The sequence below is a fragment of the Paenibacillus sp. JNUCC-31 genome (assembly GCF_014844075.1).
Lineage (GTDB): Bacteria > Bacillota > Bacilli > Paenibacillales > Paenibacillaceae > Paenibacillus.
The window spans coordinates 4,762,106-4,775,768 of sequence record NZ_CP062165.1; the positions used below are offsets into that span (position 1 = coordinate 4,762,106).

10 protein-coding genes and 1 pseudogene are annotated in these 13,663 nt (G+C 46.4%); all 11 read left to right on the top strand.

What is annotated here, in order from left to right; translation table 11 throughout:
- The first annotated feature begins 25 nt into the window (after positions 1-25).
- The 11 genes and pseudogenes from JNUCC31_RS20620 (at position 26) to JNUCC31_RS20680 (ending at position 13,501) form a co-directional block, all read left to right on the top strand.
- A complete protein-coding gene (locus JNUCC31_RS20620; protein ID WP_192264191.1) occupies positions 26-1,627 on the top strand; it encodes a glycoside hydrolase family 43 protein in 1,602 nt (533 codons plus the stop codon).
- A gap of 82 nt (positions 1,628-1,709) precedes the next feature.
- Positions 1,710-2,354: a Vat family streptogramin A O-acetyltransferase gene (locus tag JNUCC31_RS20625; protein ID WP_192264194.1), complete on the top strand. Its 645-nt coding sequence runs from the start codon at positions 1,710-1,712 to the stop codon at positions 2,352-2,354.
- A 252-nt stretch (positions 2,355-2,606) separates the two neighbouring features.
- The gene (locus JNUCC31_RS20630) at positions 2,607-2,915 is read left to right on the top strand and encodes a hypothetical protein (RefSeq protein ID WP_192264198.1); all 309 of its coding nucleotides are present in this window, start codon (positions 2,607-2,609) and stop codon (positions 2,913-2,915) included.
- A gap of 102 nt (positions 2,916-3,017) precedes the next feature.
- A pseudogene (locus JNUCC31_RS34145) lies at positions 3,018-3,451 on the top strand (ATP-dependent DNA ligase).
- A 699-nt stretch (positions 3,452-4,150) separates the two neighbouring features.
- A complete protein-coding gene (locus tag JNUCC31_RS20645; protein WP_192264204.1) occupies positions 4,151-4,519 on the top strand; it encodes a hypothetical protein in 369 nt (122 codons plus the stop codon).
- Between the two features lie 325 nt (positions 4,520-4,844).
- Entirely contained in the window at positions 4,845-5,813 is a 969-nt protein-coding gene (locus JNUCC31_RS20655) for a LacI family DNA-binding transcriptional regulator (protein ID WP_192264211.1), read from the top strand.
- A gap of 202 nt (positions 5,814-6,015) precedes the next feature.
- On the top strand, positions 6,016-6,972 hold the full coding sequence (locus tag JNUCC31_RS20660; protein WP_192264214.1) for an ABC transporter permease: 957 nt from the start codon (positions 6,016-6,018) through the stop codon (positions 6,970-6,972).
- A 12-nt stretch (positions 6,973-6,984) separates the two neighbouring features.
- Positions 6,985-7,881 carry a carbohydrate ABC transporter permease gene (locus JNUCC31_RS20665; RefSeq protein ID WP_192264217.1) on the top strand — a complete coding sequence of 299 codons (897 nt, stop codon included), beginning with the start codon at positions 6,985-6,987 and terminating at the stop codon, positions 7,879-7,881.
- Between the two features lie 125 nt (positions 7,882-8,006).
- Positions 8,007-9,617 (top strand): ABC transporter substrate-binding protein, encoded by a 1,611-nt coding sequence (locus JNUCC31_RS20670; RefSeq protein ID WP_192264220.1) that lies wholly within the window; start codon positions 8,007-8,009, stop codon positions 9,615-9,617.
- 105 nt (positions 9,618-9,722) lie between these two features.
- A complete protein-coding gene (locus JNUCC31_RS20675; RefSeq protein WP_228469144.1) occupies positions 9,723-11,225 on the top strand; it encodes a glycoside hydrolase family 32 protein in 1,503 nt (500 codons plus the stop codon).
- Positions 11,226-11,251: 26 nt separating this feature from the next.
- Entirely contained in the window at positions 11,252-13,501 is a 2,250-nt protein-coding gene (locus JNUCC31_RS20680; RefSeq protein ID WP_416234453.1) for a GH32 C-terminal domain-containing protein, read from the top strand.
- Positions 13,502-13,663 lie beyond the last annotated feature (162 nt).

Below are 13,663 nucleotides of genomic sequence, written 5' to 3' on the forward strand. Positions count from 1 at the left end.
TACTTTCTTACCGGAGGTTTCTTCAATGAATATGATCAAGCAAATGATCACGAATCCCATCCTTCCCGGTTTTCATCCTGATCCGTCCATATGCCGAGCGGGGGAAGATTATTATATCACCACATCCACCTTCGAATGGTTCCCGGGTGTACGGATTCACCATTCCCGGGATCTGGTTCATTGGCGGCCGATCGCTTCTCCGCTGACCCGCATTACACAGTTGAACATGGAAGGAAACATAAACTCTGGAGGCGTATGGGCTCCCTGCCTTAGTTATGACAACGGCGTGTTTTACCTGATTTACACCGATGTGAAAAGCCGGGTAGGCGCTTTTAAAGATACCCACAATTACCTTGTGACAGCAACAGATATTGAAGGACCCTGGTCTGAACCGGTGTATCTGAACAGCAGCGGCTTTGATCCTTCCTTGTTTCATGATGAAGATGGACGCAAGTGGCTGGTCAATATGATTTGGGATCACCGTAAGGGCAAAAACCGGTTTGCAGGCATTGTTCTTCAGGAATATTCGGTCCGGGATCAAAAGCTGGTCGGGCCAGCAGATAACATATTTAAGGGAACTGAACTAGGACTAACCGAAGCACCACATCTGTATAAGCGCAAGGACTATTATTATCTAGTAACGGCTGAAGGGGGAACCGGTTATGAGCATGCGGTTACGGTAGCACGTTCCCGGACGTTACAAGGTCCTTATGAGGTCGACCCTGCCAATCCGATCCTGACTTCCTACGGCAGGTCGGATTTAGTCCTGCAAAAGGCTGGTCACGGCAGTCTTGTCGAGACCCACACCGGCGAATGGTACATGGCCCATCTCGTCGGCAGGCCTGTTAATGAGAAATTTTGCATCCTTGGTCGTGAGACTGCTCTTCAACAGTGTACCTGGAGCGAGGAAGGCTGGCTGAGGCTTGCGAGCGGTGAGCGGTATCCCGAGGTCCAGGTGATTGCACCGAAGATTACGGCACATTCATTTGAACCGGCAGCGGACATGGACCACTTTGATCATTTCGAGCTTCAGAACGATTGGAATACACTTCGTATCCCACCGGATTCGACTTGGCTCAGCCTGACGGAACGTCCAGGTTACTTGCGCTTGCGCGGAATGGAATCCATGAGCTCAACGCACAGGCAAAGCATGGTCGCCCGGAGACTGCAGGCTTTTGAGTGCGAAGCTGAAACTTGTCTGGAATTTGCGCCGGACCATCCACAGCAAATGGCAGGATTGATTCTGTACTACGATACCCAAGACTATCTCTATTTGCGGGTAACTTATCATGAAGAGAAGGGGCTGTGCTTAGGAATTATACAGTCCAAGTACGGGATATACGACGAACTGTTGGAGGATATACCGTTACAATCGGTGTACAGAATCCGGTTAAAGGTTGTGGTGGATCACAATCGTGCCTGCTTTTACTACGCGTTAGTTGATGATCCATCCTGGTATCCGGCAGGCGAGTGGTTTGATATCACACATTTGTCCGATGAATCACCGGAATATATCCGGTTTACGGGAACCTATATCGGTCTTTGTGCGCAGGATCTGGGTGGGACCCGGAAGCATGCTGATTTTGATTATTTTGTATATAAAGAAACAACCAAACGGCTTCATTAATTTCTATCAGCAGCATTCTTCTTGATATCTATAAGGACGTTTTATTATTTCTGGTACAATGAGGGAAAAGGAGGGAATATATATGGCTCCCGATAAAACCAAACTTTTCCCAAACGAGAATATCCGAACCGTCTGTTATATTCAAAATTTGCCGCCGCGTCCTAATGTGGACATCGGTGACTATACGTATTATAGCGACAACAGTCATCCACCCGAGCAATTTTATGACCGCATTCAGCATCACTATGATTTCCTGGGTGATCGTCTGGTGATCGGCAAGTTTTGTGCAATTGCCGAGGGCGTGACATTTATTATGAATGGTGCCAATCATCGGATGGAAGGTATGACGACCTATCCTTTCAATATTTTCGGTGGTGGTTGGGAGAGAGTGACCCCTACGCTGGATCAGCTGCCCTTTAAGGGAGACACTGTATTAGGGAACGACGTCTGGATTGGGCAAAATGTAACCATCATGCCTGGTGTAACCATCGGAGACGGTGCCATCGTCGCTTCCAATGCGACAGTCACCAAGAACATCGAGCCCTACACCATTGTAGGGGGTAACCCGGCCAAGCCAATCAAACAGCGCTTCGATGATGAGATCATTACTTTGCTGCTTGAACTAAAATGGTGGGATCAGAATGAGGCGTGGCTGGACGCACATTTGGAACAACTGGTCTCTACATATGATCCGCAGACATTGCGCGAGCTTCTGAAGAGCAAGTAGAGAACGCGTACGTAAATTGATTTGCAAAAAAATGAGGCTATAGCTGGTTCCTGATGGAGCCAGCTTGTTTTATTTTGGACTCCATATGCTCATCATTACCATCATAATTCAGGGAACCTTGCATACCCACGCTAAGCCCCTGGATGGAAGAGGTCAAGAGAGCCGATCCATCTGTAGGTGGACTTACCTCCCGCTGAATTCGGCTACACTGAATGTAGTCGAAGAGCATATGGAGAAAGTGAGGAAAAGCATATGATCAATATTGTGATTATAGCCGTCATTGTTCTACTGTTCTCTTTAAGAGAGAAGGAAGTGAAGATATCCCGTTTATGGATCTTTCCAGCGATCGTTGCGTATGGGGTACTTTCGAGTGTGATAAAGACGCCACTAACAGCAGACAACATCTTGTTATATCTTGTTTTTCTCACCATAGGTTGTGGGATTGGCGCGTGGCGTGTACATCTGGACAGCTTCGAACCATCCAACCACAGGCAAATGGATGTCCAAGGGATCGTTAGCCAGTATCTACATAGAAGTGTACATAAAGAAATATGTACATAATTCTCAGTTATACCAGTGATTCCTTATACCTCTGGAATACCCATCATGAAATGTTCATTATGGAGAAGTGTAACAAATATGTTGAATCAATCAATTAAACCTATGTTGCTGTATCCGTTGCAGCCTAATCAAATAAAAAGCTGGAAAAATAATAGTTTGAAATGGGATGGCTTTAGAATACTGATCCACTATGATGATGGAAAAGTTCGTGCATTTTCAAAGCACGGTACGGAAATTACATCAAGATTTCCGGAATTGTTAAACTTCCCGTAAAATCAGCGATCCTGGATGGAGAGTGCATAGTATTTGGTTTAACCCAGCCCAAGGATCAGCCACCGAAATACTGGTGGGATGATTCTATGGCAAGATTTAATACCAAAATTGAGTCAGAGGTTAAACGAATTGTGACCACGTTAAGGGCTCGTTTTCCTTTGTGGGATATTTTATATCTGAATGGTGAACCGATAATACAGAAGACAAGGCTAAAGAATTCGGTCTTGAGGGTACGTGTCAGTATAATGAGGATGCTCCAATGATTTTAGATGGGCGTTCAGAACGTCACGTCGTTATGGTAAAAGCGTATCAATACATTACCTGCCAGATAGAATCTATGCGGATCAAGGGGAGCTTTGGGGTGGGGTCTATCAGTAAACGGTAAGTATGTTGGTATGCTGGAATTTCCGCCTAGCCATGAAGAAATACGCGAGTTTAATCATATATCGAAGCAGCTCATTTGTGGCGAAGGTAAAGGCTGGCGTTATCTTGATCCGTTAATAAGTTGCAAAATCAAGTTTCAAGTTGTTTGAGTATTTTTGTATGGGTGACTTTATGTAGATACTTTTAAAGGCAAAAAGCAGTTTGTACTACACCAATAGACGACCCAAGGATTTGTGGCAGCGTGAGGTTAACTATAGGACCTTTTTTGTCTAATGCTACCGGCTTGTAAGATAATATTTATTAGCAGTTGTCCAAATGATAGCTGCTTTTTTGTATTGAATCGATTATGAAAACTCACGTTACAAAGGACCTGCGAGCTGCCCGGGTCCACACTGCGCTAGGTGTGGGATCGGCAGCGTGCGAGGCGACACTGCCGCGGCTCTGCATCTTGCATACGGGGAGTAGATAAATAAAGCATAGAAAGAAAATATATTAGTCGATTATTTATCTTGGTAACTATTTGATGTTCAGGACCGTTTAAATAATAAGTGGAAAACTTATTTTATTGGGGGGGACGGATGAAGAAAAAATGGAAGATTATTTTATTTAGCTTTATTGGAGTAATTATTCTTTTAGTCATATTAGGAGCAACATACATCAACAACGTTGGTTATAACAATGTAAAGCTTATGTATAAGTTAAATACAACGGATGTATCAATTGTTCAGATGGATGAAGAGGGGCAGTACCTTGGACTAAAAATGAACAGTAATCAAATTCTTAAAGATCGAATGGAGAGGGAAGGCTGGCAGTTCAAGCAGCAGGAAGGGGCTGCATTTTTCTTTAAGAAAGACAATAAAGAAGCTGTTATTTCTACGGAAATATGGAATAGTAATTATGTCCTTTATCGTGTAGATGATAATGTCGTCAATCTTGCCGACAAATAAGGCAAAAAACCAGCCTGTCCACTTATATGTGGAGGCTGGTTTTTAATTAATTAGTGGCTCTATCTATTTCATAGCCATACACGCCATAACCTTCGCTGAACATATCGAACGTAACCTTGGATGGCAAAACAATTTCGTTCCCGGATCAGGACCCGCTAGAGCAAAGAGGCCGAGTGATAGTACCTGTGAACTCCATTCCTGAAGCTTTGGGTGCGAAAGTATGTGAGGTATAAAATTGTTGATTTAATGTTTTCAAAAAAATATTGAAACGTTTCCAATTAGGTGTTATTATGAATTCCATCAGAGAGATAGGCGGGGGGGTTAGATGTCAAGTATTAAAGATGTAGCCAGCTTAGCTGGTGTAGCTGTGGGAACCGTGTCCCGTGTTATTAACAATTCGGGCGCCGTTAAACCCGCAACACGCAGAAAAGTCGAGAAGGCCATACAAGAGTTGAAATATATCCCTAATGAGATTGCCCGAAACTTCAAAATGCGGAAGTCCAAGATGGTAGCCCTGCTGCTCCCGAGTATCTGGCATCCTTTTTTTTCCGAACTGGCTTATTACATTGAAGATGAGCTGGATCAGGAAGGTTTCAAGCTCATGCTGTGCAATAGCGGTGGCAAACCTGAAAAGGAATTATATTATCTGGATATGCTCCAGCAAAACAAAGTGGCGGGTATTGTCGGCATTACGTACAACGATATCGAAAATTACGTCAGTAATGACATTCCGATTGTCAGTATCGACAGACACTTCAACAAGAAAATCACATGTGTTACGTCGGACAATTATGAAGGAGGGCGTCTGGCGTTAAGGGAACTTGTCAAAGCAGGAGCCAAAAAACCGGCTTTTATGGGGAGTGTCACTTCTGTTTTCAGTGAAACCATGAATCGGAGAGAAGGTTTCATTCAGGAAGCCAGAACCATGGGGGTTGACTACGTTGTATACGAGAAGCCAGACCCGGTTTTGGACGATGATGCCTATTATGATGAGTTTCTAAAAGAGCATGGGGATGTGGATGGTATTTTTGCCATTACGGATATGTTCGCCGCCAAATATATAGAAAGAGCCGGCAGGCAGGGCATTAGGGTTCCTGAGGATGTAAAGGTCATCGGATATGATGGCATTCAGGATCATCCTTATTTCCATCCAATATTGTCAACAATCAGACAACCTGTGGAGGAGATGGCACGTACGGCGATCAGGCTGCTCTACCAAAAGATCGATGGGGAAACATTGGACCGGGAAGTTTATCGTCTTCCAGTCATATTTAGACAAGGTGAAACGACTTGATCGTTCCTGAGAACAAAAAGCTTCACTTCACCCTTTTAATTAGTTTAGAAAAACATCAGCAGCCACGGCCGCTTCACCGGGTGGATTAGCCGGGTGACGTTTTTCTCATGTTGAATTGGAAACGTTTCAATTAATATGGAAGCGCTTCATATAAATTGGAAACGTTTCAATAACAAATATTAATTTTACGAAGAAAGGGAGTATGACGGTGATTTCACGAGATTCCGGAGGAGAACAAACCCTGATCAAAGAAAATCGTAAAACTTGGAGTCGAATTAAACGCAACTATGAACTGTACCTGTTCCTGCTGCCGATCATTCTGGTTTACCTCCTGTTCAAGTACTACCCGATGTACGGAGTACAAATTGCATTTAAGGATTTTTCACCAAGCCAGGGCATTTGGGGCAGTGAATGGGTGGGGTTCCGGCATTTTATTGATTTTTTCAATTCTTATAACTTCTGGACGATCATGAAAAATACGCTAACACTCAGTTTTCTATCGCTTGTGTTCAGCTTCCCGGCTCCTATTATTATCGCGATCATGCTGAATCAGATGCTGGGCAAGGGATACAAGAAATTTATCCAGACCGTCATTTATGCGCCACACTTTATTTCTACCGTTGTACTCGTCGGTATGCTCCATGTTTTTTTATCGCCAAACAGCGGAATCGTGAACCTCATCATTTCCTGGTTCGGTGGAGAACCGATTCTTTTCATGGCTGACGAAGGCTGGTTTCGTCCTTTATACATTTTGTCAGGGGTATGGCAAGAGACCGGTTTCGCCACCATTATTTACCTGGCTGCGCTTGCCGGAGTTAATCCCGAATTGCATGAAGCCGCGATTATGGATGGAGCAAGCAAATGGAAGCGTGTATGGTATGTGGACATTCCGTCCATCTTGCCGACCATTGTCATCCTGCTCATTCTCGCACTCGGGAACGTCATGAGCATCGGGTTCGAGAAAGCATTTCTAATGCAAAGTGACCTGAATTATGCCACCTCCAATATTATTCCGACCTATGTATATGAATTGGGGATTCAGAAGGCGCAGTACAGCTTTTCTACAGCGGTCGGACTGTTTAACTCCGTCATCAATATCATCCTGATTGTCACTGTTAACCGAATTGCCAAAAAATTAACCGAAACCAGTTTGTGGTAGGGGGGATTAACTTTGAACCAATTTTTGAAGAGAAAAAGCAGAGGAGACGCATGGTTTGACGCTATCAACTATTTCTTCTTGACCGTCGTTATGCTGCTTGTATTATTTCCGCTGTATTTTGTGCTGATTGCTTCATTCAGTGATCCCGATCTAATTTATTCAGGGGAAGTATGGTTATTACCAAAGGGATTCACGCTCGACGGCTATGAACGAATATTCAATGACTCCTCCATATGGATCGGGTACGCCAACTCCATATTGTACGCTGGCGTAGGAACCTTGATCGGAGTAGCGGTTACCGTATTTGCAGCTTATCCGTTAGCACGGAAGGATCTGGTTGGAAGGTCGGTCATCATGTGGTTTTTGCTGATCACCATGTTTTTTAGCGGCGGGTTGATTCCGACGTATTTGTTAATCAAGGATCTTCACATGCTGAATACGATCTGGGCGCTTGTAATCCCGGGTGCCGGTGGCATAATGAACGTCATTATCGTAAGGACCTTCTTTCAGTCCTCCATCCCGGATGAAATGAGGGAAGCAGCGTCGATCGACGGATGTTCCAACACCAGATTTTTCTGGAGTATTGTGTTGCCTTTATCCAAGTCCATTTTAGCTGTCATGGTGCTGTATCACGTCGTCGGCTTTTGGAATGGTTTCTTTGACGCTTTGATCTATTTGAACGACGAAAACAAATATCCGCTTCAACTGGTGCTTCGCAATATTCTCGTCCAGAACCAAGTAAACTCCGGCATGATGGTGGATGTCGAATCCTACGCAGCGAAGATGCGCGTAACGGAACTGATTAAATATGGAGTCATCATGGTATCCAGTCTGCCGCTGCTGATTTTGTATCCTTTCCTGCAAAAGTACTTTGTCAAAGGCGTAATGATCGGCTCGATCAAGGGATGATGTTGTCATGGTACTTGAAAGGGGGGATGTGCAGCAGAATCGATATATCTGCATCCAGACCACTATAGAGTAAGTCAAGGTAAGATATTCAACTTGTGGAATGATCTTGAGGGAGGTTATGCACGATGAAATCTGTATTCAAAAGAGCGGGAATTCTTATGTTGGCCGGAGCTTTTGCGCTGAGTGGATGTTCAGGAGATTCCAAGAATCAGTCGGAAAATTCCGCTGCGACTTTTAACAAGACGGGTCTTCCGATTGTGAATGAACCAGTATCGTTAAAGATGGTATCCCCGAAAGCTGCTTTGGCACCGGAGTACTCGCAAATGGAAATTTTCAAGAAGCTGGAAGAGCAAACCAACGTCAAGATCGAGTGGGAGAACATTCCTGATACCGACTTTACCGAGAAGAAAAATTTGTTGCTGGCCAGCGGAGATTTGCCTGACGCTTTTTACGGAGCAGGATTCTCGGATTACGAACTGGTCAAATACGGTGAAGACGGGACCATTCTTCCATTGGAGGATTTAATCGATCAATATGCGCCTAACCTGAAAGCGCTTTTAGAACGCAGGCCTGACATCAAGTCCTCGATCACGGCACCGGATGGGCATATTTACGGACTGCCTTCTTGGGAAGAGAACAATCTTGGAACGAACCCCTTCTTTCACGTTATCAATAAAAAATGGCTCGACAAGCTGGGGCTGAAAATGCCGCAGACACTGGATGAATATACGGAAGCATTAGTTGCCTTTAAAACACAGGATCCAAACGGTAACGGCAAGGCCGACGAAATTCCGCTGAGCTTTATGCATATGCAGTGGTGTATGGACATTGCTGGGATATTCGGAGCATTCGGACTTCCGGATAACATGGAACATCGGGTCGTCCGGGACGGAAAAGTAATCTTTACTGCTACGCAGCCTGAATATAAGGAAGCGTTGAAATATTTTAATGAAAAATGGTATAAGCAGGGCTTGATTGATCCTGAATCGTTCACCCAGGACGCTGCTCAGTATCTGGCCAAAGGGAAAACAACAGTAGAAACGCTCGGCTCCTATATCTGGTGGGAAGTCGATGAGGTGGTCGGAACGGAGCGAAGCGAAGATTATGCTTTGCTGTCCCCGCTCAAAGGACCGGACGGGGATCAATCGATCGGTCGCGGCAACGGTGGCGGCCCAGGACGCGGTGCTTTCGTGATTACTAAAGAGAACCAGAATCCGGAAATCACAATGCGTTGGATCGACCAGCAGTATGAACCGTATATGGCTGCTCAAATCCACTGGGGTCCGCTGGATGTCGTATTCAAGAAGGACGAGAATGGGAAATTGGTGAACCTGCCGATTCCTGAGGGCACTTCCGCGGGCGAATTCCGTCAAAAAGTGGCTCCAGGCGCAGGCGGCCCTGGCGTCATTACCATCGAAGATTTGGGAAAAGTAGTGGATCTGGAGCCTAGAGCCCAGCAGCGCGTTAAAGACTTGGAGAAATATTACGATCCCTATATGGAAGAGGAAAACTACCCGAGTATCTTCTTTGAGCCGGAGGAGCTGGACAAAATCAATCGAATTGAGCCCGAATTGATTAAATATGTAAATACCCAGCGAGGAAAATTCATTGTTGATGGCGGCGTGGATGAGCAGTGGGACAGCTATGTGAAGAACCTGGATAAGATGGGATTAAACGAATTGATGGAGATCTATCAAAAAGGGCTGGATCGTTATAACGCAAGTTTAAACAAATAATTAATTAAATCGATGATCATGGAATTAACAAGACGGGAAGGGGCTCTTCAATCTATGCCGAAGACTGAGGAAATGAATAAGATAATGGGGTCAAATAAACAGCTTATGGATGAGAGATTTAGACCGGGATATCATTTTTCGCCTCCATCCCACTGGATGAACGATCCGAACGGATTAGTCTATTACGAGGGAGAATATCATCTGTTTTATCAACATCATCCCTATAGTAATAAATGGGGGCCGATGCACTGGGGCCATGCCGTAAGCCAAGATCTGATTCATTGGCAGCATGAACCTATCGCTCTGTTCCCAGACGAGCATGGAGCCATTTTTTCTGGTTGCTGTGTGGTTGACTTTAATAACAGCAGCGGACTGTTCGCGGGTACCCATGGATTGATTGCGATTTTTACCCATGCGGATACTTGTCCAGAGACCGGGCAGCCGCGTCAGCGGCAAAGCTTGGCTTACAGCAGCGATAAAGGCAGAACCTGGCATAAATATGAGGGGAATCCGGTTCTTGCCGAACCTGATCTGGCAGACTTCCGGGACCCGAAAGTGTTCTGGCATGCACAAAGTGAGCGGTGGGTCATGACCATTGTAGCGGGAGATCATGCTCGGTTTTATGGATCGGAAAATTTGCGTGAATGGACATTAACAGGGGAATTCGGGCAGGAAGAAGGCTCGCATGACGGCGTTTGGGAATGCCCGGATCTCTTTGAATTGCCAATCGATGACAGTGGACGTTCCAAATGGGTACTTATCATTAGCATTGGGGATAACCCTGCCTTTCCGGAAGGATCACGCACGCAATATTTTATCGGAGAGTTCGACGGAAATACATTCATCAACGACAATTCGGCGGATCATATCATGTGGTTGGATCATGGTCGGGACAACTATGCAGGGGTCACCTGGTCGGATATGCATGAACAAGACGGACGACGCGTGATCATCGGTTGGATGAGCAACTGGAAATATGCCAACGAGACGCCAACCGGAGACTGGAGAGGCGCAATGACTCTGCCTCGCGCCCTGTCACTGACCAGTCGGGACGAGGGCATCATGCTAACCCAAATGCCTGTCCGGGAAATAGAACAGCTGCGGAAAGAGTCGATAAGCTGGTCTGATGTCACGGTTACGCAGGAGGTCCCGTTTATGATAAAGACAAAGGATGATCTGCTGGAGATTGAAGTGGACATCGATATTCGAACTGCGGGTGAGGTTCATATCAAACTGCAAACGTCCGGGCAGAGTGAGACAATCATCGGCTATGACCCTGTGCGCCAATGGCTATTCATCGACCGTTTCCAATCGGGCATGACTGATTTTCATCCATCATTTGCTTGCCAGCATGGGGTCATGCTGGTTCCGGAAAATAAGAAAATCAGGCTGCATATCTGGCTGGATCGCAATGCGGTTGAAGTGTATGCGAATCAGGGCCTGGTAGTTCTGACAGATCAAATTTTCCCGGATGCAACACTGGATCGTATTTCAATAGGAACGAATTCAGGGCAGGTTGTATTGAGCTCACTTCATATCCATGCTCTTCAGTCCATTCATATTCCCGATGGCATCACAGAGCAGACCTTAGGGAGGGCGGAAGCGTGAGTCAAACATATGACAGTCAGCGGCTGATGATGTATTGGGCCTTTGATGAGGGAACCGGAGCCAGCGCTGTGGAGAGCATATCTCAAGTACAGGATGATATTCAGTACGTATTTAATCAAGCCGAGTTTACGGAATCCTGTGATCCACAGTGGAGACAGGGAGTTATGGGGGACGGGCTCCTCTTCGATGGTTACTCGACTTATATTGCCCATTCGGTCAATGAGGGAGAACCGAACGGCAAGCAAAAGTATCGATCAGCGCTAAGTATTGGAGTATGGGTAGCACCGCGCTCTTATGAATGGGGCTCTGAGGGCAAGTTGTCTGCCATTGTGAACCACCACAACATGGATCGCAAGCAGGGGTATCTGCTTGGGATGTACCGTCATGGCTCCTGGTCCTTTCAAGTCGGGCTGGAAGGAGGGGACTGGAAGGAAGTTTGGTCGCCGGAGGGTCATGAACTGCCCAAGAATGAATGGTCTTACGTGAATGCAGTATTCGACGGGACCCAAGGAGAAATGAAGCTGTATTTAAACGGCAGGGAAATCGCTTCGGCTGATCTGCCCCCCGGTTCTCGCCTGGCCGAGGCGGTGGACACGGAGCTGCTCATCGGCAAAAACAATCACAGCAGCCTGCTGGCGAAAGTATTTAGCCTTCACATGTTTAGCGGTATCCTCGATGAACTCAAGGTTTATAATCAGGCCCTGAGCGAGGAAGAGGTGGTCGCTTCCTATCGGCACGTGTTGGATACCGCCTATGGAGGAGCCCATCCGCCATTAACGTATGATGAGATCAAGCTGGATCGGACGCCACTGCTGCCGGATCGGCACAGACCGCAGTATCATGTCAGCCCGCCGGCTCATTGGATGAACGAGCCCCATGCGCCGATCTATTTTGACGGGCATTATCATTTATTCTATCAGCATAACCCCCTTGGGCCATTTTTCCATCAGATCCATTGGGGACATTGGGTAAGTAAGGATCTGGTGCATTGGCGTGATCTTCCTGTAGCATTAGCCCCTGAAAATGATCAGCTCGCACCAGACGGGATCTGGTCGGGAAGCGCGACATATGATGCAGACGGCCTGCCTGTCTTATTCTTTACGGCGGGCAATGACAGTGCTTGGCCCAATCAGAGCGTGGCGCTTGCCCGAAGCACCTATTCCCGGGATGGAGATCCGGATTTGGTTCACTGGGTCAAACACGCGGAGCCGTTGATTGTGCAGAAGAAGGGCATGGGTGTATTCGGAGATTTCCGGGATCCGTTCGTGTGGAAGGACGATGACGAATGGTTTGCCTTGGTAGGGTCCGGGATCGAAGGCGAAGGTGGAGCAGCGCTCGCATTTGCATCACAGGATATGCTGAATTGGACGTACAAAGGGTCATTATTTAAAGCGGATATTCAGAAATTCCCTTATCTTGGACCCATCTGGGAGCTTCCTGTGCTTCTTCCCCTTGGCAGCGACAAGCAGGGAGTGAACAAGCATCTTCTATTGGTGAGTCCAGTGGGACAGGGAGCGGATGTCGAGGTATTCTATTGGATAGGGAAGCTTGACAAACAAAATCTATCATTCATTCCCGATCAAGAGGAGCCGCAATTGATTGATGTCGGTGATTTCCATTTTACCGGTCCGAGCGGAATGGTTGATCCGAAGACCGGCCGAAAGATTGTGTTTACGATAGCGCAAGGTGACCGGACGTCTGAGCTGGAATATCAATCGGGCTGGGCTCATAATGGCGGCTTGCCGTTAAGCGTGTATTTGAGGGATGACGGACGTTTGGGAATTGAGCCGATTGAAGAGCTCCAATCCTTGCGTGGTGCCAAGCGGTTATCGCTCCAGGACAAATCATTGGCTGAGGCTAATATGCTGCTGGGGGATGTACAAGGAGACATGCTTGAGATTCAACTGGAGATGGAGCCTGGCAGTGCCAAACAACTCGGCATCAAGGTCCGGTGTACGCCGGATAACGAAGAAGAGACCCTGCTGTATTATGATTGGAATCAATCGATGCTCTTGGTCGATCGAACGAAAACGACGCTTCATCCGGGAGAAAAGTGCCGAGGGATCCAAGGCGGTAAGCTGGAACTGCTAGAGGAGAATTTAAAGCTTCATATTTATTTGGATCGCTCCATGGTCGAAGCCTATGCAAACGGATTGAAAAGTCTGACGACCCGGGTGTATCCAAGCCGTAAAGATGCTTTGGGGCTTGAGATCTGGGGAGATGGGGAATTGTTGGTTAAATCGATCGATATATGGGAGATGAAATCCATTTGGTAAAAAGAGCGCTTAGGCGCTCCTTACACCCTTTGGATAAAGGGACCAAAGCTCGAAAATTTGTACTCTGTAGTTTGGAAACGCTTCATATATACGTTTATCTTTTCTCTCCTTCCTTCATGACTATTCATCCTTGTTACAGGGAGAGCATGTCGAAATGCGGTA